The sequence below is a fragment of the Streptomyces sp. NPDC027663 genome (assembly GCF_055566415.1).
In genome coordinates, this window is sequence record NZ_JBVHSK010000011.1 from 169,044 (window position 1) to 194,438 (window position 25,395).

A 25,395-nucleotide genomic window follows, 5' to 3' on the forward strand; every position below is an offset into this window, starting at 1 on the left:
CGAACGGAGTCCGTCGTGAGTGAGCTCTTCGAGCCCATCACCCTGCGCGAAGTGACCATCCCGAACCGGGTGTGGATGGCCCCGATGTGCCAGTACTCGGCCGAGCCGGAGGGTCCGCTCGCCGGTGCCCCGCACGACTGGCACTTCGCGCACTACGCGGCGCGGGCCGCCGGCGGCACCGGGCTCATCGTGACCGAGGCGACCGCGGTATCGCCGGAGGGCCGGATCTCCCCGTACGACCTGGGCCTGTGGAACGACGCCCAGGTGGAGGCGTTCCGCCGGATCACCCGCTTCCTCGTCGCCCAGGGGACCGTGCCGGCGGTCCAGCTCGCCCACGGCGGCCGCAAGGCCTCCACCGACCAGCCGTGGAAGGGCGGCGCGCCCCTCGGGCCGGAGGCGTACGGCTGGCAGCCGTACGCCCCGAGCGCGGTGCCGTTCGACGCGGACCACCCCGTGCCGGCCGAGCTGACCGCCGAACAGATCGCAGAGATCGTGGGGCAGTTCGCCGCCGCCGCGCGCCGGGCGCTCGCCGCCGGCTTCGAGATCGCCGAGATCCACGGCGCCCACGGCTATCTCATCCACGAGTTCCTCTCCCCGCACTCCAACCACCGCACCGACGCCTACGGCGGCTCGTACGAGAACCGCACCCGGTTCGCGCTGGAGGTCGTGGACGCCGTACGGGACGTGTGGCCCGCGGACAAGCCGGTGTTCTTCCGGATCTCGGCCACCGACTGGCTGGAGGAGGCCGGCTGGACCGCGGACGACACCGTCCGCTTCGCCCACGACCTGCACGCCCACGGCGTCGACCTGCTCGACGTCTCCACCGGCGGCAACGCCCCGCGCGTCCCCATACCGGCCGGGCCCGGCTACCAGGTCCCGTTCGCCGCCCGGGTGAAGGCCGAGACCCCGCTGCGGGTCGGCGCCGTGGGCCTGATCACCGGGGCCGAGCAGGCCCGGAAGATCCTGGCCAACGGTGAGGCCGACGTGGTGCTGCTCGGCCGGGAGCTGCTACGCAACCCCTCCTGGGCCCGCCATGCCGCACGCGAACTGGGCGGCGAGGTCCGAGTGCCGGACCCGTACCACAGTTCGGTCTGAACCGGGGCCACCCGCCGGACCGCGCACCACCCCGGGTACGAGCCCGGCCCGCCGCTGCCGGCGGGCCGGGTTCCCGGGTCACGTCGTCGGCAGCAGCCGACCGATGGTGCTCTCCAGGCGGGGCAGGGTCCGCTGCCCCGCCAGTGCCAGCGCGATCGCGGCCACGACGCCCGCCCAGGCGACCGGGCCGAGCGGGGTGCAGCCGAACGCGCGGCTGACGCCCGGGGTCTGGACGACGGCCACGAGGGCCACGGCGGAACCCAGTGAGGTGATCTGCACCAGGTGACTGTCCCTGCGGTCCAGCAGTGTCTGCACGAGCTGGGTGCCGACCACCCCGCACAGCGCCATGGTGCTGGAGCGGCGGGCGGTGCCCGGAGTGAAGCGGCCGATCAGCCAGGCCGTGAGCGCACCCAGGCAGGTGGTCAGGGCCCGGTGCCGGATCTGCCGCAGCAGCGGCTCGCCGAGGACGGTGGCCGCGTCCTCCGGCGAACCGTTCTGCACCCGTGCCGCGCCCTCGCCACCCTCCTTCTCGGTCACCGCCACCGCCATCGACGGGAACAGATCGGTGAAGAGGTTCACCATGAGCATCTGCCGGGTGGACAGCGGAGCGCGCCCGGACAGCAGCGTGCCGAGGATGCCGAAACCGACCTCGCCCGCGTTGCCGCCGATCAGGATGGCGATGGCGTCGGCCACGCTGTGCCACAGGGCACGGCCCTCGCCGACCGCGTCGATCAGCACGGTCAGGTCGTCGTCGGTCAGCACGATGTCCGCCGCGTTGCGTGCGGCGGCCGAGCCGCGGGCGTTGATGCCGACGCCGATGTCGGCGGCACGGATGGCCGCGGCGTCGTTGGCGCCGTCGCCGACCATGCCCACCACCCGGCCGGCGTCCCGCAGCGCCTCGACGACCTGCAGCTTCTGCTCCGGCGCCACCCGGGCCACCACGCCTGCGTCGCGCAGGATCCGGGCCCGGGCCGCGCGGTCCGCCGCGGCCAGTTCGTCGCCGGTGACGACCACGGTGTCCTCCGGCCAGCCGAGGTCGGCGGCGATGGCCCGCGCGGTCTGCGGGTGGTCGCCGGTGAGCATGACCGGTCGTACGCCCGTGCCGTGCAGCCCGCTCACCAGCGCCGTGGAGGTCTCGCGCGGCACGTCGGACAGCGCCAGCAGGCCGGTGAAGTCCAGGTTCTCCAGCGCCCGCTCCAGGGCATCGGACTCCTGCTCGCCCTCGCCCAGCCGCCGTTCGGCCACCGCCAGCACCCGCAGACCGTCCGCGGCCAGCGCGTGCGCGCCCTCGGAGGCCTGCGCCGGGAGGCCGGAGCAGGCGGGCAGCACCGTCTCCGGGGCGCCCTTGACCACGAGGACGGGCGGGCCGTCGCCGCTCCGGCCGACGGAGGCGGCGTAACCGCGCGCCGCCTCGAAGGGCAGTTCGGCGAGCTGCGTCCAGTCCGGGTCGGGTCCGGCGGCGGCCAGCACGGCCTCGTCGGTGGAGTGCACGGGCCGGTCGGAGCCGCCGTTCAGCTGCGGGCAGGCCCGCGCGGCGGCCCGTATCGTCCCCTCGGAGCCGGCGTCGTCCACCGCGTGCACCGCGCCCTCGGCGTCGGAGGTGCGCACCAGCCGCAGCCGGTTCTCGGTGAGCGTGCCGGTCTTGTCGAAACAGATGGTGTCCATCCGGCCCAGCGCCTCCAGCGTGCGCGGGGTGCGGACCAGGACACCGTCACGGCTCAGCCGCCGGGCGGCCGCCAGCTGTGCGACCGTTGCCACCAGCGGCAGTCCTTCCGGTACGGCCGCCACGGCCACCGCGACCCCGCCGCTGACCGCCTCGCGGATCGCGGTGCCGCGCAGCAGCGCCAGCCCCGTCACCGCGGCGCCGCCCGCCAGCGTCAGCGGCAGCGCCTTGCGGGTGAGTTCCTGGAGCCTGGCCTGCACTCCGCCGGCCGCGGGCGTGCGGGCGGCGAGGTGGACCGCACGGGCGGCCTCGGTGCGGTCGCCGGTGTCGACCACGACGGCCCGGGCCTCCCCCGCCACCACGGTGGTCCCCTCGAAGACCATGCAGCGCCGTTCGGCCACGGGGGCGTGCGGGGTGGAATCGGTCTGTTTCTCCACCGGCAGCGACTCACCGGTCAGGGCGGACTCGTCGACCTCCAGGCCCTCCTGCCACAGCAGCCGGGCATCGGCGGGCACCACGTCCTCCGCCTGGAGCTGGATCACGTGGCCGGGCCGGAGCCCGCCCGCCTCGACGGTGCGGGTGCCGCCCTCCGGGGCCTGCTCCTCGGGCGGTACGAGGCGGGCCTTCTGCTTCTGGTTGGCGACCAGTCCGGACAGCGCTTCCTCGGCCCGCAGCCGCTGGATGCCGCCGACCAGGGCGTTCAGATCGAGCGCGCCGACGACGAGCAGCGCGTCCACCATGGAGCCGAGGATCGCCGACGCCGCCGAGCCGACGGCCAGCACCGGGGTGAGCGGGTCGTGCAGTTCCCCTCGGACCGCCCGGCCGAGCCGGTAGGACCAGCGCAGGGGCGTGGCGGCCGGGTGCATGACGACGCCCCGGGCCGTCGTGCGCAGCCGGGCGGTCAGTCGGTCGTACGGGCCGGTGTCGGCGACCGGCTCGTGCTCCAGCCGTTCCCGGGTCTGATCGGGGTCCAGGTCGTGCCAGTGCACGCGCGCCCGGGGGTGCGGGGTGCGGGCCGCAGCCACGCCGAGCGCCGCCCGTATCCCGGAGAGCAGGGCCGTCGCGGCACCGGCGTCGACGGGGGCGTGCCGCAGTCCCGGCAGCACGGCCCGCCGGCCGCCTCCGCCGCCGGACTCGCCGACCGCCACCAGCAGTCCCGACAGCGCGGCACCGGAGCGGGCCAGGGTCTGGGCGCGCCGGCCGACGCCGCGGGCGGCCGGGATGGCGGTCAGGACCCGCCACAGGTCGGGCAGGCCGTGCAGGGCGAGGATGTCCGCGCTCCACACGACCGCGCCGTCCCGGTCGGTCAGGGCGACCGCGACGTCCGCGGCGCGCAGCGCTGCCAGGACGTCGTGCTCGTCGCCCGACCGCACCCGGGCGGCGACCAGCACGGCGCCCTCGTCGCCGCCCGCCTCGTACACGACGTCGTCCAGCGGACGGCGGGCGTCCACGACTTGGTCCGCGAGGCCGGTGAAGTCCTCCAGGGCGGGATCGTCCACGAGCACCACACGCAGACCGGCCCGGCGGGCCGCGTCCAGCACGGGCTCGGCCCACGGGTCGGCCTCACCGGCCTCGGTGCGCAGTGCGCCGGCTTGCAGGACGAGCGTGCCGGCCATCTCCAGCTGGCGCAGCCGGGCCGGATCGCGCACCAGCACCCCCGTGCGGGCCAGCGCTGCGCTGAGTACGGCGTGGAAGGCGGCGGGACCATAGCGGGCGGCCTTCGGGGAGCCGGCGAGCACCGCCTCCGCCGCCTCGGCCCCGTCGTGCTTGACGAGCATGGTGGCCACCGCGCCCAGCAGGCTGCCCGCGGAGGCGTGCGCCGCGTACTCCTGCGCCGGGGAGACGTGCAGCGGCGGACGCGGCGGTCCCTCCGGAGCGAGGCTGACCCGGCCCGGCGCGCAGAGCCGGTCGTGCAGCGCGTCGAAGGCGGCCGAGCGGGCCACGGTCTCGGCCAACTGGCAGGCCCGCAGGGTGCCGTCGAGGATCAGTGAGGTCGGGCTCTGGCCGGCACCGTGCACGGCGGCGTTCGCACAGGCCAGCACGAGATCCATGCGGGCTTCGCCGAGCCGGGCGCGCAGCCAGGCGCGGAAGCGCGGGTTCTCCCGCAGCAGGGTCACGACCGCGGTCAGCATCCGCGGCGAGGGCGGCAGCCGCAGCGCGTAGGCGGTCAGGGCCACGCCGATCCCGACGCCGTCGGCCGCGAGCGTGGCCGCCGCGGCGCGCACCCCGGCCGGGTCGGCGGGGTGCGTGTTCTCCTCCACGTCCGCGCCGGCCAGCGCGAGGCCGTGCCGGGCGGCCAGGTCGGCAGCGTGTTCCACGACCCGGTCGGCGGCCTCCTCCTCGGTCGCGGTCACGACCAGGCGTGCCAGCCCCTCGTCCCAGTAGGCGATGAGCACGTCGGGCCGTTCGGCCAGTGCTTCGGCCATCCGGCGGGCCAGTTGGCCGGTGCCGCCGGCGCGCCGCACGTACTCCTCCTCCAGGGGCCGCAGGGCCAGGTGTGCGCGGGCACCGGCGCGCCAGTGCGTGCCGGCGCCGGGCAGCGCGTTGCCGGCCACGCACCTCACCCGCGCTGCGGCGTCCGCGCCACGCACGCCGGCACGCGCGGTTGCCGCGGCGGCACCGGCGGCCATGCCGACCGCGGGTGCGGCCGCTCGCGCGAGCAGACGCGGAGCCGCGGGCAGCAGGCGGGCGGCAGCAGCGGGTACCGTCAGCAGACCGAGGGCCATGTCCCTCCTCAGAGCGTGGTGCGGTCGGGCCGTGCGGCGGGCCCGAGGGGACCGGAGGACGGTTTGGCGGCCGATGCCCGGACGCCGGGGGCGGCCTCGGGTGCGCCGGGGGCTGCCGTATCGCCCGGCTCTGCCTCGCTCCGGCCGGACGCCTCGGTGGGGCGGGCCGGTTCGCTGCCGGACCTGAGCGACGCGGTGCCGGTGTCAGGCGCGGGTTCGAGGCGTTGTTCGGGCGCGGGCCGGGGCTGGGTGAGCCAGGCCACCGCCGCTCCGGTGAGCGCCACGGGCCACTCCACCACGCCCGCGACGCCGAGCACTCCTGCCCCGGTGTACACCGCCATGCGCCGCCCACGGGGCGAGACGGCGCCGACCTTGTCCAGTGTTTCCCCGGCGGCCCTGCTCACCGCTCCGGCGCCGGGCACCCTGCGCAGTACCGAGGCCGCGCCGCGCAGGGGCGCCGTGAGGACCGACGACGACTTCTGCTCAGCCATGACTCTCCTCGGGTGAGATCGTCTTGCGTGTCCCACCGAGTGCCCACAACCGTGCTGGTCATCCCAGTTTCTCCAGGGATCACCCCTTCTTCCAGGGAACGCCACCGTATGCCCGGCCGTCACTTGCCCGGCCACGGGATCCCTGACCCGAGGGCCGGTGCGCGACGCACGAGACACGGCGCCCGGAAAACGCTTGTCCGAAGCGCTCGGCGTCTCCGCTCCCGTCCGTCAGCTCAGCTCAGCTCAGCGCTCACGGTCACGCGGGTCCAGGTCCAGGTCAAGATCCGTGGCCAATTGGCGCCGGTAGCCGGCGTAGGCCGAACGCAGGGCCCCGCCTGGCCAGTCGGCGGGCAGGAGGGCCGACGGCAGGACCGGGTCGGTCAGCAGGTGACGGACAGCCGCCGCGTAGCCGGTGAGGCGGTCGGCCGGACGGACCGCGCCGGCCGTGCGGGCGAGCAGCGAGCGGGCGGTGGCCGCCCAGTCGGCCAGGGGCCAGAGCCGGACGGCCAGGTCGCGCGGCGGTTCGCCGGGGCGGGCGGTGTACGTCAGGGCCACCTGGTGCAGGGCGGCCGGCAGGGGGCGCTCGAGGTTGGCCGGGCGCAGCCAGACGCCCTCGCGGAGTTCGGCCAGGCGCAGGGCGGTGAGGCGGGCACGCAGGTCGGCGCGTTCGGCGGGGCCGCGGCCCGTCGTCGTGATCACGACCATCTCCCAGTCGCCGTCCCACGCGCGCGTGCGGGGGTGTACGGCGTCGTCCTGGCGCCGCTGCCGGTCCAGCAGCCGGTCGCTGAGCCGGTAGATGCCGTCACTGCGCCGCAGGTCTCCCGCGGCGACCATCCGGCTCAGCGCGGCACGGAGCGTGGAGCCGCCCACCCCGAAGGGCTCCACCAGCCGGACCAGGTCCTTCACCGGCAGCTCCGGCGGATGCGTGCCGAGCAGCAGGCTCAGCACGACCGACCGGGCCGACAGCGGCCGCAGGGCGGCCGCGTCCGGTTCCGCCGAGACGTTCATGCGCATGGATCCGTACTGTACGTGCGCCTTTCTGTTGCATCATTGCTGCGACCGCAGGAAGAGTGCAACATGCTCCTATGGTCTCCCTTCCCGCGCAGCCGCAGCTGCCGTCACCGGCCCCGCAGTCGTACGCCACGCACGACGTCACCAACCAGGCCACGCCGCTCGCCCCGTACGACGCCTCCGACGACCCGGCCCTGCTGGAGGGGCTGCGCCGGGAGGGCGCCGGGTGGGCCGAGGCGGACCTCCGGCACCTGGGGGCGCGCGCCGGCAGCGTGGAGGCGCAGGAGTGGGGTGAGCAGGCGAACCGGTACGAGCCGGTGCTGCGCACCCACGACCGCTACGGGCACCGCGTCGACGAGGTCGACTTCCATCCCAGCTGGCACCACCTGATGCGCACGGCGGTGGCCGAGGGCCTGGCCGGCGCCCCGTGGGCCGACGAGCGGCCGGGGGCGCACGTGGCCCGGACCGCCGGCGGGTTGGTCTGGGGACACACCGAGGCGGGACACGGGTGCCCGACGTCGATGACGTACGCCGCCGTCCCCGCCCTGCGGGCGCAGCCGGATCTCGCCAAGGTGTACGAGCCGCTGCTCACCAGCCGGGAGTACGACCCGGAGCTGCGCGCGCCCACCGAGAAGCCGGGACTGCTCGCCGGAATGGGCATGACCGAGAAGCAGGGCGGCTCCGACGTCCGCACGAACACCACCACGGCCACGCCCACCGACGAGCCGGGCGTGTACACGCTGCGCGGGCACAAGTGGTTCACGTCGGCACCGATGTGCGATGTCTTCCTGGTGCTCGCGCAGGCCCCAGGCGGTCTCTCGTGCTTCCTGGTGCCACGCATCCTGCCGGACGGCAGCCGCAACACCTTCCGCATACAGCGGCTCAAGGACAAGCTGGGCAACCGGTCCAACGCCTCCTCGGAGCCGGAGTTCGACCGGACCGTGGCATGGCTGGTGGGGCCGGAGGGCCGGGGCGTGAAGACCATCATCGAGATGGTCAACTGCACCCGGCTGGACTGCGTGATGTCCTCGGCGACCCTGATGCGCAAGTCGCTGGTCGAGGCGGGTCACCATGCCCGGCACCGCAGTGCGTTCGGCGCGCGGCTGATCGACCAGCCGCTGATGCGCAACGTCCTGGCCGATCTCGCGCTGGAGTCGGAGGCGGCGACGACGCTCACGCTGCGGCTGGCCGGCGCGGCGGACCGCGCGGTGCGCGGGGACGCCGGGGAGCGGGCCTTCCGGCGTATCGCGACGGCCGTCGGCAAGTACTGGGTGACCAAGCGGGGCCCGGCCTTCACCGCCGAGGCCCTGGAATGCCTGGGCGGCAACGGGTACGTCGAGGAGTCCGGCATGCCCCGGCACTACCGGGAGGCCCCGCTGCTGTCGATCTGGGAGGGCTCCGGGAACGTCAACGCGCTCGACGTGCTGCGCGCCCTCGGCCGCGAGGCGGACACCGCCGACGCCCTGTTCGCCGAACTCGCCCTCGCGCGCGGGGCGGACGCCCGCCTCGACACGGCCGTGGGCGCGCTGAAGGACGAATTGGCCGGAACCGATCAGACGGGCGCCCGTCGGCTGGTCGAGCGGATGGCACTGGCGCTGCAGGCCTCCCTGCTCGTCCGGCACGCTCCGCACCCGGTCGCGGACGCCTTCTGCGCGACCCGGCTGGGCGGCGACTGGGGCCACGCGTTCGGCACGCTGCCCTCCGGTACCGGTCTGGACGCCATCCTGGAGCGCGCTCTGCCCGGCCGGAACTGAACCCTCCGCGCGCGCGTGCGCGCGGTCCCCTCTCCCATGGCCGGTCACCGCCGACGGATCGCACACAGTCAGCATCCGCTTCCGGACCGTTGTCAGTGCGGTGGTGCACACTCGCGATCAGTGGCACTCGCCTGGGGAGGACAACGTGTTCACGGGGATCGACGAGGTCGACTGGGCCTCGCTGCGGCACGCGTACGGCAGCGCGGAGGACGTGCCCGCCTGGTTACGGGCCCTGGCGTCCGAGGACGCCGCCGAGCGGGCGACCGCGCTCGACGGGCTGTACGGCGCGGTGCACCACCAGGGGAGGGTCTACGACTCGACCCTGGCCTGCATCCCTTTCCTGTTCGCGCTCGCGGCCCGTGAGGAGGTGCCGGACCGGGGCTCCGTGGTGGAACTCCTGGTCAGCATCGGCGGGGAGGGCGCCGTTGCGGACCGGCGGGCCCGGGAGGCGGTGTGCGAGGGCGCCGAGGCCTTCACCGCCCTCGCCGGGGACCCGGACCCGGCGGTGCGCCGGGCGGCCGCCGGGGCGCTGGCACGGTTTCCGGCCGAGCCGTCGCGAGTCCTGGAGCTGCTGCGGCAGCGGCTGCGGGCCGAGCGGGACGACTATGTCCTGCCGGCCCTCACCGAGGCCCTCGGCCTGTTCGCCGACCGGTACCCCGCGCACGCCGACGGCGCGGTGGACCTCCTGGCGGAACAGAGCGCGCCGCCGTACGCGCCGGGGCTGCGGCTCGCGGCGCTCGGGCAGCTCGCGCTGCGCGCGCCGGGCCGGCTCCCCGGCGACCTGGTGCCGACCGCGGTCCGGCTCCTTCGGCAGCGGTCCGCGCACCGCAGCCGGGCGCAGGAGCACTGCGGCACGGACACCCTCGTGGGGCGGATACGGCGGCTGCGCCCGTCCGACGAGGAGGGCGCGGTGCTGCTGCGCACCCTGCACGGCGCGCTCGGGGACCGGGTGGACGACCGGACAGCCCTGCTCACCGGGCAGTTGACCAGTCCGGACCCGGTGGACCGGTGCAATGCCGTGTGGATGTCGGCGGGGCTGTTCCGCGGCTGGCGCGGCGAGTACGGCGAGCCGGTCGGGCTGCTCGGCGCCCAGCTGAACACCGAGCAGGACCGGTTGCGTGACGCTGCCGTCTCGGTGCTGGCGGAGCTGTTCGCCCTGGCCGCGCCCGCCGCGGACGACCTGCACGCCCTGGTGACCGCCCGGCCCGACCTGTGGACGCACCGCTGGGAGCGCTGCCCGCCCACGCTGGGCGGCCCCCTCAAGGCCCTGGCGAGGAGCGGCGATCCGCGCGCCGTCCCACCGCTGGCCCAGCTCCTGGCCGGTCCGGCGGCACCCGTCGGCCTGGGACAGGAGGCAGCGCACCTCGGGCGGGCCGCGGCTCCCCTGGCGCCCGCGTTACGGCACCGGCTGGGCCGGATCCCGCTCGCCTCCCCCGCCGCGGCCCGGCTCGCCTCCCCGCTGCTGTCGGCGGTCGGGGCCGTCGGCGACAGGGACTCCGTGCCCGAGGTGTTACGGCTGCTCTCGGGCGCTCCCGACAGCCTGGGGGCACGGGAGGCGGTCGTCGGCGAGGTGATCGGGACGCTGGAGGAACTGGGCGCCACCGCGGAGGCGGTGCCACTGCTGCGCGCCTTGCTGCACACGCGGCACGCGGCCGTCGCGGCGGGCGCGCTGTGGGCGGTGGAGGGAGACGGTGCGGCCGTACTCCCCGTCCTCCTGCGCGAGTTGGCGCAGCCCGACCCCGTGGCTCGCGGCTGCGCCGCCCGGCAGCTGGGCGGACTGGGCCCGGCCGCCCGCGCCGCCCTGCCCGATCTGCACCGGCTGGCCCGCTCCGGTCCGGCGCGTGAGCGGGTACCGGCGGCGTACGCAGTGTGGCGCATCACCATGGATCCCGCCCCCGTGCTGCCCGTGCTCCGGGCCGCCTGGGCGCAGGATCCACGCAGCCGGGGCGCCATCGCCGGCTGCCTGACCGCGATGGGCCCGGCCGCCGCCCCGCTGCGGGACCTGGTCACGGCCGAACTGGCCACGCCCCGCCGTCACACGGGCCGCGACGTGGCGTACGGCAGCCGTGACATCCCGGAGGACGAGGAGCTGGTGCGGATGTGCCGGGAGGTGGTGGCGAGTTTGTAGCCGAGGGGCGCGGCGGGCCGGCGGCCACTTCAGACCATCCGGCCCCACTGCGGGCCCAGCCGGGCCCATTCCGTGTCCCAGGCGTCCATGCGGCGGCGTTCCAGGCGGCCTCGTAGGGCCAGGCCGCCGACGAAGGGGACGGCTGCGGTGCTCACGCCGACCAGGATGCCTGTCAGGGCGGCCCGGAAGGCGGCCTCGGAGACGGTCGTGGGACGGCTGACGAGGTGGCCCCGCGGATCCGTCCAGACGGTGACCGGCGAACCGGCCTTGCTGCCGGGCTCCACCCGTACCTGTCCGGTGTGAGCGGAACCGTCGGGCACCGTCCAGCGGACCTTGGCCCAGACCCGTTCCCCGGCGGAGGTGTGGTTGCTCTGCGCCGGGGTCGATCCCGGGAGCTGTGTGACGACGCGGGCGACGGCGGGCCGCCAGGTGAGGCGCTCGTAGGCGAGGCCGTGCTCCACCGAGCGGGCGGTCGCGAGGCCGGCCAGTACTCCGGCCAGGACGGTCAGCAGACAGGCACCGAGCACCACCCAGGCCTCCACCACGTCGGCCCGGCGTTTGAGCGGATTGCGCCGCCAGCGCCACAGCCACACCTTCGGACCACGGAACGCCTTCAAAGGCATCCTCCTCACGAGCGCACCGACCGGCCGGACCGCCCTCCCATACGGGAGAGCTCGCTCCGTTGCTCACGACGAGCCGTCCGCACGACGGTCGCACGAGACACCGCTCTCGCGCAGGCGCATGCCGCAACGGGCCGGCCCGATCTTCGCCACCAGTCGGCGACACAGCCGTGACCTGCGGCGACGCTCACACGGGGGAGAGTGTCAGTGGGGGGGGTGCACACTTGCCGACAGCTGGACGACTACTGGACGACCACGCGGACAAAGACGTCCCGGAGGTGATCGGCATGGCCGAGGTACTGCTCGCGGTGGGCACCCGCAAAGGCCTGTTCATCGGACGGAAGCGGGGCAGCGGCCCCTGGGAGTTCGACGAGAGCCCGTACTTCAACGCGCAGGCGGTCTATTCGGTCGCGATCGACACCCGGGGCGCCCGGCCGCGGCTGCTGGCGGGCGGCGACAGCGCGCACTGGGGCCCGTCGGTGTTCCACTCCGACGACCTGGGCCGGACCTGGACCGAACCCGCGCAGCCCGCCGTCAAGTTCCCCAAGGACACCGGCGCTTCCCTGGAGCGCGTCTGGCAGCTGCACCCGGCCGCGGCGGAGCCCGACGTGGTGTACGCGGGCACGGAACCGGCGGCGCTGTACCGGTCGGTGGATCGCGGTGAGAGCTTCGAGCTGGTCCGGCCGCTGTGGGAACACCCGACCCGCTCGAAGTGGGTGCCGGGCGGCGGCGGTGAGGGCCTGCACACGGTGCTCACCGACGCGCGCGACCCGCGGGCGGTGACCGTGGCGGTGTCGACGGCGGGGGTGTTCCGCACGACCGACGGCGGTGCGAGCTGGGCGCCGTCCAACTCCGGCGTGTCCGCGGTGTTCCTGCCGGATCCGAACCCGGAGTTCGGCCAGTGCGTGCACAAGGTCGCCAGAGACGTGGCCGCCCCGGACCGGTTGTACCTGCAGAACCACTGGGGGGTGTACCGCAGCGACGACGCGGGCGGGCAGTGGACCGACATCGGCGAGGGCCTGCCGTCCACGTTCGGCTTCGCGGTGGCCGCGCACCCGCACCGGGGCGACACGGCGTACGTCTTCCCGATCAACGCCGACGCGGACCGGGTGCCGGCCGGGCGCCGCTGCCGGGTCTTCCGCACGGCGGACGCGGGCCGGACCTGGGAACCGCTGTCCCGGGGCCTGCCGGACGGGGACCACTACGGCACGGTCCTGCGGGACGCCCTGTGCACGGACGACGCCGACCCGGCCGGGGTGTACTTCGGCAACCGCAACGGCGAGGTGTTCGCCTCGGCCGACGACGGCGACACCTGGCAGCAACTGGCCGCGCATCTGCCGGACGTGCTGTGTGTGCGCGCGGCGGTGGTCGGCTGACGAGCGGGCGGGGCGGCGGGGTGGTGGATCCTGCGGGTCGTGCTCCGGCCGGTGGTTGATCGCCGGCCGGCGTACGGCAGTAGGGTGACGCCCGTGGCACCACGACCCTTGCATGAAATCGTCGAACCGGGCTGGGCGAAGGCCCTGGAACCCGTCGCCGGACGGATCGCCGAGATGGGCGACTTCCTGCGTGCGGAGATCGCCGCGGGACGCACCTACCTTCCGGCCGGACCGAACGTCCTGCGGGCCTTCCAGCAACCCTTCGACGAGGCGCGGGTCCTGATCGTCGGTCAGGACCCTTATCCGACCCCGGGGCACGCGGTGGGCCTGTCGTTCTCCGTGGCGCCCGAGGTGCGCCCGCTGCCGCCGAGCCTGATCAACATCTTCCGCGAGCTGAACAGCGACCTGGGACTGCCCCAGCCGTCCACCGGCGACCTCACGCCATGGACGCAGCAGGGCGTGCTGCTGCTCAACAGGGCGCTCACCGTGGCTCCGCGCCGTCCGGGCGCCCACCGTGACAAGGGCTGGGAGGAGGTCACCGAGCAGGCGATCCGGGCCCTGGCAGCCCGTGGAAAGCCACTGGTCTCCATCCTGTGGGGCCGGGAGGCCCGCAATCTGCGTCCGCTGCTCGGCCGCCTGCCGGCCGTGGAGTCGGCACACCCCTCGCCCAGATCGGCCGACTACGGCTTCTTCGGCTCGCGCCCGTTCAGCCGGGCCAACGACCTGCTGATCCAGCAGGGCGGACAGCCGGTGGACTGGCGTCTGCCGTGACCGGACCGGGGTATCTCGCCGTGGACTCCGGCGGTTCCGGCCTCCGGGTCGCCGTCGGTGTCCCGGGCCGGGAGCCCTCGGCCCAGTGGGAGACCCGGGAGCCGGTCCGTACGGGTGCGCAGGGCATCGACCCCGCTCACCTGACGGAGCGACTCGTGCCGGTGGCACGCCGTCTGGCCGCCGAGGCCGGGGTGGACGAGCTGGGAACCGCCGTGGTCGGCGCCGCCGGGTTCGCCACCCTGGGCGACGGCCTGCGCACCGAACTGCCCGGCGCCCTCGGCCGGGAGCTGGGCGTGCGGAGCGTGGCACTCGCCGCCGACGCGGTGACCGCGTACGTCGGTGCCCTCGGCCCGCGTCCGGGCGCCGTCCTGGCCGCGGGCACCGGGCTGATCGCCGTCGGCACCGACCTGAGCGGCTGGCGGCGGGCCGACGGCTGGGGGCATCTGCTGGGCGACTGCGGCAGCGGTGCCTGGATCGGGCGGGCGGGCCTGGAGGCCGCACTGCGCGCCCACGACGGCCGGGACGGCGGTTCCGGCCCCCTACTGGCCTGCGCCGAGGAGCAGTTCGGCCCGGTGCACGGCCTTCCCGGCCGACTCTACCCACGCACCGACCGGGCCGCCGTACTGGCCTCCTTCGCACCGCGGGTGGCCGCATGCGCCGCGGACGACCCCGTCGCCGCGGACATCCTGCGCACGGCGGCCCGGCACATGGCCGAATCGGCTGCCGCCGTGTGCCCGGACGCAGGCGCACCGGAAGTGGCCCTCACCGGCGGCCTGTTCAAGATGGGCGACCCGCTCCTCGTACCGCTGCGTGCGGAGTTGGCGCGGCGGATGCCGCACGCCCGGCAGGTGCCGGCCGAGGGGGATCCGCTGCACGGCGCGGTCCGGATCGCGGAGGGGCTGGCGGCGCAGCGGCTCGCCCTGCCGGGTGAGCCGGCGATGCTCTGCGTGATCCACGTCCAGGGTGACTGAGAGTGCACGGAAGTGGCTCCCGCCGGACGCCGGCACATGCCGGCAGCACGTACCCGGAACGTGTGCCAACCGTACGTAACTCATCAGACAAAACCGGACGGAAACCGCTCACCTGCACCCTCCCCGAACGGCGGAGCCCACGAAACCAGTAACATGCGGCGCCATGAGCTCCCCCACTGGACCCGCGTCCGGCCTGCCCGTACGAATGCCGCGACCCCGCCAGCCCGGACGGCACCGCCGCCCGGAGCCGCTGGTGGCTCCCGAGGGCGCGCCCGCGCTCGTCCTCGCGGTGCCCGGCGCGCCCGGCGCCGCCACGCGCAGTCTCGCCGAGGAGGTCGTGAGCATCGCCCGCTCCGAGCTGCCCGGCCTGGACGCCCGGATCGGGTACCTCGACGGGGACGACACCGAGTTCCCCACGCTCCGCTCCGTGCTGGCGCGCACCGCCGAGGAGCGCACCGCCCGCTACGAGCAGGCCGTCGCCGCCGGGTTCGAGGGAGTCAGGGAGCCCGACGGCCCGGTCGCCGTCGTCGTCCCGCTGCTGGCCGGCCCGGACAGCGCACTGCTGCGCCGGATCCGTCAGGCCGTGATGGACAGCCGCGTCGCCGCCGAACTGACCGACGTCCTCGGCCCGCACCCGCTGCTCGCCGAGGCGCTGCACGTGCGGCTGTCCGAGGCGAGCCTGGCCCGCGCCGACCGCGCCCGGCTGTTCACCGTGGCGACCGCCGCTGACGGCATCATCCTGGCCTCCGTGGGCGGCGAGGAAGCCGTGCAGGCGGCCGGGATCACCGGCATGCTGCTCGCCGCGCGCCTGGCCGTGCCGGTGATGGCAGCAGCCCTGGACCAGGAGGGTTCCATCTCCTCCGTGGCCGACCAGCTGCGTTCCTCGGGCTCGCAGCAGCTGGCCCTGGCGCCGTACCTGATCGGCCCGGAGATCGACCCGGCGCTGCTGGCCGCGGCGGCTTCGGAGGCGGGCTGTGCCACGGCGGAGGCGCTCGGCGCGTACCCGGCGATCGGCAAGCTGACCCTCGCCAAGTACACGACGGCGCTGGGCATCGCCCCGCAGCAGCCGCAGGGCACTCCGGTGCGCTGACGCATCCGGCATCTGAACGACACAGGGCCCGCTCCCGTCCCGGGGGCGGGCCCTTCGTCCTGCCCGGGGCCGGCCCGGTTCAGCCGAAGACGACGCAGGAGGCCGCGGCGACCCGCACCGAGCCGTCGTAGCGCGGCAGGCCCGTCGCCTCGTCCAGGGCGAACCAGGTCACGTCGCCGGAGCGCTCGTTGGCGGCGTAGAGGAAGCCGTCGTGATGGGCCAGCGCGCGCGGCCAGCGCCCGCCGCAGGGCACGGTGCCGGTGAGCCGCAGTCCGCCCGCCTCGACGGCGAGTACCGACAGGACGTCCTCGCCTCGGGTCGCCGTCCACACGAAGCGGCCGTCGGGCGACACGGCGATGCCCGAGGGGTAGGCGTCGCCGGCGGGGGCACCGTGCAGCACGGGAACCTCGGTCAGCGGCTTCAGGGAGCCGGCCGCGGAGTCCCAGCGGCACACCGTCACGGTCGGGGTCAGCTCGTTGACGACGTAGGCGTGCTCGCCGTCCGGATGGAAGGCCAGGTGGCGGGGGCCGGAGCCGGGGCGCAGCGCCATCTCGCGGTGCACGACGGGGGAGCCGTCCGCGAGGGTGCACACCCGTACCGAGTCGGTCCCGAGGTCGACGCTGACGGCCCACCGGCCGCTGGGGTCGGGCTGCACCTGGTGGGCGTGCGGTCCGCGCTGGCGCCGGTCGTGCGGACCCGAGCCGGTGTGCTGGAGCCGGCCGGAGGGCTTGGTGGCGAGGGTGCCGTCCGGGCGCACGGGCACGGCGGTGATGCTGCCGCAGCCGTAGTTGGCGGTCAGTACATGCCCGGCGTACAGGCTGAGGTGGGTGGGGCCGCTGCCCTCCACCGGTACGGGCGGGCCCGCGGGTTCCGGACGGTGGCCGTTGACGCGGTAGGCGGCGACGGCTCCGTCGGCCGTCTCGCTGACCGCGTAGAGCATGTGGCCGTCCGGCGCCAGGGCCAGGTAGGAGGGGTCGGGAACGCTCTGGACGACGGAGACGAGGGCAAGGGCCCCGCCGCCCGGCACGACCTGCGCGGTCACGAGCCCGGGGCCGCCCGCCGCCGTGAACGACCCGATGAAGGCCCGGCGCCTGCCCGTCCTGCCGTCCTGTGCCACCGCTGTCCCCTCTCGGTCGAGCCGATCGAGCCGGCCGAGCCGGTCCGCGGCCGACGGTAGCAGTCGATCAGCCGCGGTCTAGACCAAGAGGGGTGGGTGGCGAGGCGGTTCTTTCCTCGGATCTCAGGTTCCGGACGGACACCGGTCGCCCGGCGCGGGACGGGCCGCGCGACTGGTATCCGTCCGCGCCCGGCGCGGGACGGGCCGGGGCAGGGCGGCAGAACCAGGACCCGACGGACGGGAAACGGAGGTCCTCAGTGGCGCTGTGATGCGGCCGGCCCGGGGCACACCCCCGGGCCCCGCCAGGCACCCCGGCTCAAGCCTCCACCGGCCCCAAGGCCGACGCTGTCCGCAGCGCAACCGCGGACGCGCCCAGCCCGGCGCACAACCCCCGGGCCCTGCCGGACACCCCGGCTCAAGCCTCCACGGGCCGGGAGGCCGACGGTGTCCGCAGTGGCTCTGCGAGGTCGGCGAGGGCGCGTTCCAGGCCGTGGAGGTGGGCCAGGGCGGGCTCGGCGGGCGGTTCGGCCGGGCGGTGGAGGGGGTCGGTGCGGCCCGCGGTGAGGGCCTCGACGGCGGCCTCCACGCGCCAGCAGGCGGCGGCGAGGCGGGCGTCGTGGGAGGCTTCCGGGTCGGCGGCGACGGCCACCAGGCCCCGGATCTCGCGGGCGCAGTCGTCGAGCAGCGCCAGGACGCGGCGGGCACGCGCCTTGCGCGCCGGCATCGGGTTCAGCGGGTGCACCAGCGGGGCCACCGAGAGCCGGACCCGGCCGAGCAGCTGCTCCAGTTCGGCGACGCGCGGCGCCGGGTCGGCCGTGGCGGAACCGGCGAGACGGGCCGCCGCCTCGGCCGTGCAGGCGTGCACGCAGCGCAGGGCCCGCTGGATCCAGGCGTCGGTGGTGGCGTGGGTGGTGACCGGCAGCACGAACAGCACGGCGAGCGCGGCACCGAGCGCGCCGACCCCGGTCTCGGCGAGCCGCAGCGCGAGCAGCCCGGGGCTGAGTACGCCGAGCAGGCCGTAGAGAAGCTCGGCGAGCAGCGTCACCCAGAGCATCATCCAGGTGTAGGAGACGGCGGCCGTGTAGAAGATGCCGAAGACGGCGAGCGCCACCAGGACGGCCGTGGGGACGGGTGCTCCGTGCACGGGGACGGCGACGAGAAAGCCGAGGCCGATGCCGATCACGGTGCCGAGGACCCGGCGGAAGCCGCGTACCAGTGTCTCGCCGCGCGAGGCGGTGTTCACGAAAATCCACCAGGTGGCGCCGACGGCCCAGTACCAGCGCTGGCCCGAGACCAGTTGCCCGACCACGAGCGCGAACCCGGCGCCGGCGGTCGCCGCGACGGCCTGCCGCGTGGTCACCCGCGCAAGACCGGTCCCCGCAGGCGGGGCGGGCACGGCCGCAGGCGGCATGCGGCGCTCGTAGCACCACGCACCGAACCTCACCGCGGCCGCGGTGAGGACGGAGAACAGGACAGCGGCGTACAGCTCGGGCAGCCGGTCCGGCGTGGCGTGCAGGAACTGCGCCACGAAGAACGTCATGAACGCGAACACGCCGAGGCTGTGCCCCCGCGGTCCCCAGCGGCGTGCGTACACGCCGGCGCCGACGACGGCCAGGAAGGTCAGGTCACGCGCGACGGGGTGATCGTGCAGCTCGGCCGCGGCGGCGAGCACCGGCAAGCCCACGACGGGCAGCAGGGCGGTGGTGACCGCCTGCCCGCGCACAGTCGGGTCGGCGACGGTGAACAGGGCGAGCAGCGCGGCGAGGCCGCCGGTGACAGCCCCGACGAGGGAGTGTCCGGCCAGGAGGCAGACCGTGACCGCCGCCCCGATGCCGAGGACGGCCCGGGCGGCGAAGCGCAACCGCGCCCGGCCCGGGTCCGGAGCCACGAACACCCTCTTCAGCACTGCTGCCCTCCCCTGCGGAACACCGGCACAGAAAAGGCGCCGCGGGATCCGCAGCGCCATCGACGCGTCCATGAGAGCATCACCGAGGTCACTGGCTCAAGTGCTGCCCGGAACACTGTGCCATTGGCCCAGCTCCGATCGCTCCCGTACGTCCAGCGGAATGCCAACGGACCAGGTCGGGCGGTACACCGGCCCGCTGGCACCCTGAGCCATTGGTACAGTCGTATGTCATGGCCGTGGACGAACTCGACACCCGCATCCTGCGGCTGCTCCTGGAGCAGCCACGCACCAGCGTGCGCGAGTACGCCCGCATCCTCGGGGTCGCGCGCGGCACGCTCCAGGCCCGGCTGGACCGGATGGAACGGGACGGCGTGATCACCGGTACGGGCCCCTCCCTCTCGCCCGCCGCGCTGGGACATCCGGTGCTGGCGTTCGTGCACATCGAGGTCACCCAGGGCCATCTGGACGACGTCGGGGACGCGCTGGCCGCCGTACCGGAGATCGTGGAGGCCTTCTCGATCACCGGCGGCGGGGACATGCTCGCCCGGGTGGTCGGCCGGGACAACGCCCATCTGGAGGACGTCATCCAGAAGCTGATCAGCCTGCCGGGCGTGGTGCGCACCCGTACGGAGGTGGCGCTGCGCGAACGCGTCCCGTTCCGGCTGCTGCCGCTGGTGGAGTCGGTCGGCCGGGCGGCCCGCGTCTGACGCTTGGCATCCTGGACGCCATGAGCGATCTCGGTGCCCTCTCCGTCGTCTTCGATCTCGACGGCACGCTGGTGGACAGCGAGCCGAACTACTTCGAGGCCAGCCGGCAGACCCTGGCCGAGCACGGCGTCCCGGACTTCACCTGGACGGACCACGAGGGCTACGTCGGCATCAGCACCCAGGAGTCGGTGGCGATCTGGCGGGCACGTTACGGCCTTCACATCTCGGCGGACGCACTGCTGGCCGCGCTGAACCGGCGCTATCTGGACCTGGCGCGCACCGGCACGCGCGCGTACCCCGAGATGCGGAAGTTCGTGGAACTGCTCGCCGCCGAGAACGTACCGATGGCGGTGGCCTCGGGCTCCTCCCCGGAGGCCATCGAGGCGATCCTGGCGGGCACCGGCCTCGATGCCTTCCTGCGCACGGTGGTCTCGGCCGACGAGGTTCCCCGCGGCAAGCCCGCCCCCGACGTGTTCCTGGCGGCGGCCCGCCGGCTCGGCGCGGCGCCGGCCGACTGCGTGGTCCTGGAGGACGCGGCCCCCGGCGCGGCCGCCGCCCACGCGGCCGGAATGCGCTGCATCGCCGTCCCGTACGTCCCCGCCCAGGCCGACGCCCCCGAATTCGCCACGGCGTCCCTGCTCCTGCGGGGCGGACAGTCGCAGTTCACGGCGCAGTCGGCGTATGCGTGGCTGAGGGATGCGGCGGACCCGGCCCGCTGAGCGGCCGCCCTGACCGTCGCCGCCGTCGCCGGTGCCCGTGTCCGCCGGCGCCGGACAGTGGCGTGTCCGGGCGGCGGGACGATGGTGCCAGGGCTCGGAAGGGTCCTCGTCAACCTGGAGGCGGGGCCGGCCGGGGAGCCGTTCCGGGGTCACCCACGGTGGTTCCGCGTGCGCGGGGAGCCATGACTGCATAGCGTGACCCCCATGAGCACAGATCAGGCCCGGCCCGCCCCCGACGAACGGCGGTGGAAGGCGCTCGCGGTCTGTCTGGCAGCGGGATTCATCTCGCTCCTCGACACCTCGATCGTGAATGTGGCGCTGCCCTCGCTGGAGCGGGGGCTGGGGGCCTCCGAGGCGACCCAGTCGTGGGTGGTCTCGGGGTACGCCCTGACTTTCGGGCTCGCGCTGGTCCCGGCCGGCCGGCTGGGCGACATGCACGGCCGGCGCCAGGCCTTCCTGTTCGGGCTCGCCCTCTTCACGGTGGCCTCGTTGGCCTGTGGACTCGCGGCCAGCCCCACCTGGCTGGTGCTGTTCCGGCTGATCCAGGGCACGGCGGCGGGCATGGTCGCACCGCAGACCTCGGGTCTGATCCAGCAGATGTTCCAGGGCAACGAACGCGCCAAGGCCTTCGGGGTGCTGGGCACGGTCATCGGGGTGTCGACGGCGGCGGGTCCCCTGGCCGGCGGCCTGCTGATCGACGCCGCCGGTACCGACGACGGCTGGCGCTGGGTGTTCTTCGTCAATCTGCCGATCGGGGTGGCCGCGTTCGCCGCGGGACTCCGGCTGCTGCCCCGCTTCCCGGCGACGGGACGGCACGAGGAGTTCGACCTGTTCGGGGTGCTGCTCCTCGGTTCGGGCGTGCTCGCGCTCATGCTGCCCCTGGTGCAGGAGCAGCAGTGGACCGGACGGGAGAAGTGGGCGCTGCTGCCGCTGGCCGTGGTGCTGCTGGGCGCGTTCTGGGCCTGGGAGAAACGGCAGGGACTGCTCGGGCGCGCTCCGCTGGTGGATCTGGGGCTGTTCTCCCTGCGCTCGTTCACGCTCGGCGCGCTGATCAGCTTCGCCTACTTCGCCGGATTCACCACCGTCTTCTTCCTCTTCGCGCTGTACCTGCAGAACGGCGTGGGATACAGCGCGCTGGCGTCGGGCCTCACGGTCCTGCCCTTCGCGGCGGCATCCGCGGTCGGAGCCGCCGCCGGCGGCCGGCTGGTGGTGCGCTTCGGCCGCAAGCTGGTCGTCGCCGGCCTGGCCGGCGTGGCCTTGGGGCTGCTCGGGCTGGTCCTGGCGGTGGAGTTGGTGCCGGGGCAGAACCTGGGCTGGGCGTCGGCGCTGCCGCTGCTCGTGGGAGGCATCGGCTCCGGCCTGACCGTCTCCCCGAACACCACCCTCACGCTCACCCGTGTCCCCGTACGCCGTGCGGGAGCGGCCGGGGGCGTCCTTCAGACCGGCCAGCGCGTCGGCTCGGCGGCCGGGATCGCGGTGGTGGGCTCGGTCTACTTCGCTCACCTCGCCAACCACGGCCGCACCGACACGGCGATGCAGCTGGGGCTGCTGTCCGCCGTGGGGATCATCGTGGTCGCGCTCGTGCTGGCGGTCGCGGACATGCGGGACCGCCGGCTGCGTCCCGAATCCGAGAAGGCCACGGAGACGGTGGGACGGGGCTGGGGAGAGGGCAGCGCGGAGGAGCGAGCGCGACCCGGCGCGTGACAAGGGACGGGCCGGCGCGTGAGAAGGGGCGGCCCGGCGCGTGAGTAGGGACGGGCCGGCCTTCCGGCTCGTCCGGCGTCAAGCCAACGTCCGGTGTCATGTCCGCCCGGCCTCGCGCCGCGTCCGGCGTCGTGTCTGGTCCGACGTCACGTACCGACCGGTGTCATGTCTCGTCCGACGCCACATGTCGTCCGACGCCACATGTCGGCCGGCGTCACGTCTCGACCGACGTCACGTCTCGACCGACGTCACGTCTCGACCGACGTCACGTCTCGACCGGCGTCACGTCTCGACCGACGTCATGTGTCGTCCGGCCTCACGCTTCGACGACCGCTCGTCTCAGGACCTCCGGCGCGGCTTCCCCCGCTTGGCCGGCTTGGCGGGCTTGCCCGCGCCGGTGCGAGCACCGCGTGCCGTGCGGCTCGCCGGCTTTGCGGACGACTTCGCCGACGACTTGGACTGCGCCTTCGCCGCCGGTGTCTGCCGCTTGCCGCCCCCGTCGGAGCCCTTGCTCTTCTCGGCAGCCGCGGGTTTCGCCGTCGTACGGCCCCGGGTGCTGTTGACGGTGCGTCCGCGGACGATGCCGATGAAGTCCTCCACCAGGTCGGTGGTGGCCTCCTCCGGCCAGGACAGGGCGACGCTGGACTGGGGCGCGTCGACGACCGGGCGGTAGGTGAGGTCCCGGCGGTGGTACAGGCGGGCCAGTGACTGCGGGACGACCAGGAGGCCGACGTCGGCCGCCACCAGCTCGATCGCGTCCGGAGTCGTGGCGGGCCGCTCGAAGGCCGGTTCACCCGGCGGGGCCGCCCAGTCGAAGACGTCGTCGAGAGGGTGGAAGAGCACCTCGTCGGCGAGGTCGGCCAGGGTCACCTCGTCGGCTGCCGTGATCACGTGGTCCTTGGGGACGATGACCACGGAAGCCTCGGTGTACAGCGGGATCGCGCTGAAGTACGTGCGGTCGACGGGCAGCCGGACCAGGCCCGCGTCGGCTTCACCCGCGCGCAGGACCTCGGGCGCCTCGGCGGCCTGGACCTGGACGAGGGCGAGCGGGATGTCGGGCAGGCGCTCGTTCCAGATCTTCACCCACTTGGCGGGCGTCACTCCGGGAACGTACGCGAGCCGGAACGACGTTGATTCCTCCGAGCCTGTCACCAGGCCAGGTTACCGGCCGCCGCGAAGCCCTCCCGTCACCGGCCGCCGCAAAGCCCTCCCTCACCGGCCGACGCGGGCCATCCCGCACCGGCCGACGCGGGCCATCCCGCACCGGCCGCCGCGGAGCCATCCGCCACCGGTCTTCACAGTCCTCCGGTCACCGGACGTGGCAGGTCCGTCCGTCCCCGAGCGGAGCAGGTCCGTCCGTCACCTGGCGTGGCCGGCCTCTCTCGTCGGCTGTGGTCGGCCCCCGCGCACCCGGCCGATACCCTTGACGTCATGAAGTCGCAGCAGAGCACCCAGACGATGAAGCCCGCTACCGCGGCGAAGAAGCTGGGTGTGTACCTCCCCGCCACCCCCGCCTCGTTCCAGGAGGGTGTGGTGTCGCGCGCCGAGCTGAACGAACTGCAGGCCAACCCGCCGGAGTGGCTGCGCGAGCTGCGGCTCAACGGTCCCCACCCGCGCCCGGTGGTCGCCGCCAAGCTGGGCGTGTCCATCGCGGGCCTGGCCCGCGGCGGGGTCACCGAGCCGCTGACCACCGAGCAGATCGAGGCGCTCAAGCAGGAGCAGCCCGAGTGGCTGGAGAAGGAGCGCGCCACTCAGGCCGAGGTCCGCAAGGAAGCCGCGCGGATCAAGAACCTGAAGAGGGAGCAGGAGAACGGCGACGCCGAGCGCGGCTGATCTCCCGCCCGTTCGTCCACGACGCCCTCCGGCTCCGCCGAGGGCGTCGTCCATTGTCGGCGCGGCGGCGACCGTCGCCCGGCCGGGGCCCACGTGAGGGGCGCAGGCCGGCGACACCGGACGGGCCGCCGTTCCCCCGTGCCGGCGGCCTGTCGGACGCCATGCGTCCGAGCAGGCCGGTGTCGCCGGTTGAAGTGTGCGACAGCCGGGGACCGCATGGGTATGCGTACAAGTACGTACGCCGACGGGGACCGGACACACAGGCCGACCGGAGAGGGACACGTGCGGCTGGACAAGGCCTACGAACGCATGACGGCGGTGGCCGTGGCCGCGCTGCACGAACGGGACCCCGAGCGGCTCTGGCCGTTGCTGGCCGGCACGCTCGCGGATCTGTGCGGCGGTGACGCGGTCATCCACAAGCTGGACGACTGGAGCGAGAACCAGGGCACGATCGGTGCGGTGCCGGACGCCGCCGCGGCGGAGCTGGCCCGGCTCGGGGACGCCGGCCTGAGTCTGCTCCGCGCCGGTTTCCCCTTCGCCCGCCACTATGCGGCCGGAACCGGCCGGGCGCCGGTCACCGCGCACCGTGCGGTGGGCCGCGACTGGCCGGGCAGCCCGACGGCACGCCTGCTCGGCGAGGCCCTCGACGTCGACCACGTGCTGGGCGTACCGCTCCCGGGAAGCACCACCCCGATCACCGGCTGCCTCGTCTACCGTGCCGGTACGGACTTCAGCGACGACCACCTGACGCTGGCCGGGCACGCGCAGCCGCTGCTGGCCGCCGTCGAGCGGCAGCGGCAGCTGCTGGAGGAGTGGCGGCGGGCGCTCGGCCCGGCCGCGGCACCGGACCAGCGGGCGGCGGACTGCGCGCTGACCCCGCGGGAGACCGCCGTCCTGCTGCTGCTCGGCGACGCGCTCACCGCCGCCACCATCGGCCGCCGCCTCGGCATCTCGGTCCGTACCGTGCACAAGCACGTGGAGAACATCTACCGCAAGCTGGGCACCCGCGACCGCGTCGGTGCGGTGCTGCGCGCCCAGCAGCTCGGGTTGATGCCGCCGCCCCGACCGGCCGGGCCCGGGGCGGTCCCCACCGACTGATCAGCTCCGCGGCTGCGGCTACCGTCGGACGGAAGTCAAGCCGAGGAAGCTCAGCCGGACCCTGCGGTCGGGGTTGTCCTCACTGATCGCATCCCGGCTGCGGCTCCCCCGCAGTTCAGCCCAAGAAGCTCAGCCGCACCCTGCGGTCGGGGTTGTCCTTGTTGGTGTCCACCAGGCACACCGACTGCCAGGTGCCGAGTTCCAGGCGCCCGCCGATCACCGGAAGGGTCGCGTGCGGCGGGACGATGGCAGGCAGGACGTGATCGCGGCCGTGGCCGGGAGTGCCGTGCCGGTGCTGCCAGCGGTCGTCGGCGGGGAGCAGGGTGTGCAGCGCCGCGAGGAGGTCGTCGTCGCTGCCGGAACCCGTCTCGATGACGGCGATTCCGGCCGTGGCGTGCGGGACGAAGATGTTGAGCAGGCCGTCACGGCCGGCCGCCACCTGCCGCAGGAACTCCTCGCAGTCGTCGGTGAGGTCGACGACGCGTTCCCTGGAACCCGTCGAGACGTGCAGCATGCGCGTGGTGAAGGCATCGGACATGCCCTCATCCTGACCCATACGCCGGTTTCCACACACGGCGGCACCACCGACGTCCGATACACGCGGTCCACATGGCG

The 25,395-nt window shown here is 74.6% G+C and carries 20 protein-coding genes; 12 read left to right on the forward strand and 8 right to left on the reverse strand.

Annotation, left to right across the window (positions count from 1 at the left end; genetic code table 11):
- Nucleotides 1–15: 15 nt before the first annotated feature.
- Nucleotides 16–1,095, forward strand: coding sequence for an NADH:flavin oxidoreductase/NADH oxidase (locus tag ACZ4SF_RS26825; protein WP_468388889.1), 1,080 nt, complete (start codon nucleotides 16–18; stop codon nucleotides 1,093–1,095).
- A 78-nt stretch (nucleotides 1,096–1,173) separates the two neighbouring features.
- Here the strand turns inward: ACZ4SF_RS26825 and ACZ4SF_RS26830 are convergent, their stop codons facing one another.
- The 3 genes from ACZ4SF_RS26830 to ACZ4SF_RS26840 form a co-directional block, all read right to left on the reverse strand.
- Nucleotides 1,174–5,484: an HAD-IC family P-type ATPase gene (locus ACZ4SF_RS26830; protein WP_468388891.1), complete on the reverse strand. Its 4,311-nt coding sequence runs from the start codon at nucleotides 5,482–5,484 to the stop codon at nucleotides 1,174–1,176.
- An 8-nt stretch (nucleotides 5,485–5,492) separates the two neighbouring features.
- Nucleotides 5,493–5,975 (reverse strand): hypothetical protein, encoded by a 483-nt coding sequence (locus tag ACZ4SF_RS26835; protein ID WP_468388893.1) that lies wholly within the window; start codon nucleotides 5,973–5,975, stop codon nucleotides 5,493–5,495.
- Nucleotides 5,976–6,218: 243 nt separating this feature from the next.
- The gene (locus ACZ4SF_RS26840) at nucleotides 6,219–6,989 is read right to left on the reverse strand and encodes a PaaX family transcriptional regulator C-terminal domain-containing protein (RefSeq protein WP_468388895.1); all 771 of its coding nucleotides are present in this window, start codon (nucleotides 6,987–6,989) and stop codon (nucleotides 6,219–6,221) included.
- A gap of 71 nt (nucleotides 6,990–7,060) precedes the next feature.
- Between ACZ4SF_RS26840 and ACZ4SF_RS26845 the strand changes: the two genes are divergently transcribed.
- Both ACZ4SF_RS26845 and ACZ4SF_RS26850 read left to right on the forward strand, forming a co-directional pair.
- A complete protein-coding gene (locus ACZ4SF_RS26845; protein ID WP_468388897.1) occupies nucleotides 7,061–8,740 on the forward strand; it encodes a DNA alkylation response protein in 1,680 nt (559 codons plus the stop codon).
- Nucleotides 8,741–8,885: 145 nt separating this feature from the next.
- Nucleotides 8,886–10,868 (forward strand): HEAT repeat domain-containing protein, encoded by a 1,983-nt coding sequence (locus ACZ4SF_RS26850; protein WP_468388899.1) that lies wholly within the window; start codon nucleotides 8,886–8,888, stop codon nucleotides 10,866–10,868.
- A 29-nt stretch (nucleotides 10,869–10,897) separates the two neighbouring features.
- Here the strand turns inward: ACZ4SF_RS26850 and ACZ4SF_RS26855 are convergent, their stop codons facing one another.
- Entirely contained in the window at nucleotides 10,898–11,485 is a 588-nt protein-coding gene (locus ACZ4SF_RS26855; protein WP_468388901.1) for an Rv1733c family protein, read from the reverse strand.
- Nucleotides 11,486–11,775: 290 nt separating this feature from the next.
- On the opposite strand from ACZ4SF_RS26855, the gene ACZ4SF_RS26860 reads away from it, so the two are divergent.
- From ACZ4SF_RS26860 to ACZ4SF_RS26875, 4 genes are all read left to right on the forward strand, one after another.
- Nucleotides 11,776–12,864 carry a WD40/YVTN/BNR-like repeat-containing protein gene (locus ACZ4SF_RS26860; RefSeq protein WP_468388903.1) on the forward strand — a complete coding sequence of 363 codons (1,089 nt, stop codon included), beginning with the start codon at nucleotides 11,776–11,778 and terminating at the stop codon, nucleotides 12,862–12,864.
- 93 nt (nucleotides 12,865–12,957) lie between these two features.
- Nucleotides 12,958–13,635 carry a uracil-DNA glycosylase gene (locus ACZ4SF_RS26865; protein WP_468388905.1) on the forward strand — a complete coding sequence of 226 codons (678 nt, stop codon included), beginning with the start codon at nucleotides 12,958–12,960 and terminating at the stop codon, nucleotides 13,633–13,635.
- Nucleotides 13,632–14,606, forward strand: a complete 975-nt coding sequence (locus tag ACZ4SF_RS26870; RefSeq protein ID WP_468388907.1) for an N-acetylglucosamine kinase — start codon at nucleotides 13,632–13,634, stop codon at nucleotides 14,604–14,606. The genes ACZ4SF_RS26865 and ACZ4SF_RS26870 overlap by 4 nt, the downstream gene beginning before the upstream one ends.
- Before the next feature lie 163 nt (nucleotides 14,607–14,769).
- Nucleotides 14,770–15,696: a sirohydrochlorin chelatase gene (locus ACZ4SF_RS26875; protein ID WP_468388909.1), complete on the forward strand. Its 927-nt coding sequence runs from the start codon at nucleotides 14,770–14,772 to the stop codon at nucleotides 15,694–15,696.
- A 79-nt stretch (nucleotides 15,697–15,775) separates the two neighbouring features.
- Here the strand turns inward: ACZ4SF_RS26875 and ACZ4SF_RS26880 are convergent, their stop codons facing one another.
- Nucleotides 15,776–16,813 (reverse strand): lactonase family protein, encoded by a 1,038-nt coding sequence (locus ACZ4SF_RS26880; RefSeq protein ID WP_468388911.1) that lies wholly within the window; start codon nucleotides 16,811–16,813, stop codon nucleotides 15,776–15,778.
- 415 nt (nucleotides 16,814–17,228) lie between these two features.
- A complete protein-coding gene (locus ACZ4SF_RS26885) occupies nucleotides 17,229–18,719 on the reverse strand; it encodes an FUSC family protein (RefSeq protein ID WP_468388913.1) in 1,491 nt (496 codons plus the stop codon).
- Between the two features lie 230 nt (nucleotides 18,720–18,949).
- Here ACZ4SF_RS26885 and ACZ4SF_RS26890 point away from each other — a divergent pair, with 230 nt between their 5' ends.
- The 3 genes from ACZ4SF_RS26890 to ACZ4SF_RS26900 all read left to right on the forward strand — a co-directional run bounded on the left by ACZ4SF_RS26890 (nucleotide 18,950) and on the right by ACZ4SF_RS26900 (nucleotide 21,849).
- A complete protein-coding gene (locus ACZ4SF_RS26890) occupies nucleotides 18,950–19,426 on the forward strand; it encodes an Lrp/AsnC family transcriptional regulator (protein WP_468388915.1) in 477 nt (158 codons plus the stop codon).
- Between the two features lie 20 nt (nucleotides 19,427–19,446).
- Nucleotides 19,447–20,145: an HAD family hydrolase gene (locus tag ACZ4SF_RS26895; RefSeq protein ID WP_468388917.1), complete on the forward strand. Its 699-nt coding sequence runs from the start codon at nucleotides 19,447–19,449 to the stop codon at nucleotides 20,143–20,145.
- A gap of 204 nt (nucleotides 20,146–20,349) precedes the next feature.
- Complete coding sequence (locus ACZ4SF_RS26900) at nucleotides 20,350–21,849, forward strand: MFS transporter (RefSeq protein WP_468388919.1); 1,500 nt, start codon at nucleotides 20,350–20,352, stop codon at nucleotides 21,847–21,849.
- 339 nt (nucleotides 21,850–22,188) lie between these two features.
- On the opposite strand, the gene ACZ4SF_RS26905 is transcribed toward ACZ4SF_RS26900, so the two are convergent.
- The gene (locus ACZ4SF_RS26905; protein WP_468388921.1) at nucleotides 22,189–23,001 is read right to left on the reverse strand and encodes a LysR family substrate-binding domain-containing protein; all 813 of its coding nucleotides are present in this window, start codon (nucleotides 22,999–23,001) and stop codon (nucleotides 22,189–22,191) included.
- A 279-nt stretch (nucleotides 23,002–23,280) separates the two neighbouring features.
- Between ACZ4SF_RS26905 and ACZ4SF_RS26910 the strand changes: the two genes are divergently transcribed.
- Together ACZ4SF_RS26910 and ACZ4SF_RS26915 are read left to right on the forward strand one after the other, a co-directional pair.
- Nucleotides 23,281–23,682 carry a DUF5997 family protein gene (locus ACZ4SF_RS26910; protein WP_468388923.1) on the forward strand — a complete coding sequence of 134 codons (402 nt, stop codon included), beginning with the start codon at nucleotides 23,281–23,283 and terminating at the stop codon, nucleotides 23,680–23,682.
- Nucleotides 23,683–23,964: 282 nt separating this feature from the next.
- Nucleotides 23,965–24,780: a helix-turn-helix transcriptional regulator gene (locus tag ACZ4SF_RS26915; RefSeq protein WP_468388925.1), complete on the forward strand. Its 816-nt coding sequence runs from the start codon at nucleotides 23,965–23,967 to the stop codon at nucleotides 24,778–24,780.
- A 115-nt stretch (nucleotides 24,781–24,895) separates the two neighbouring features.
- Here ACZ4SF_RS26915 and ACZ4SF_RS26920 read toward each other — a convergent pair whose 3' ends face one another.
- A complete protein-coding gene (locus ACZ4SF_RS26920; protein ID WP_468388927.1) occupies nucleotides 24,896–25,318 on the reverse strand; it encodes a secondary thiamine-phosphate synthase enzyme YjbQ in 423 nt (140 codons plus the stop codon).
- Nucleotides 25,319–25,395 lie beyond the last annotated feature (77 nt).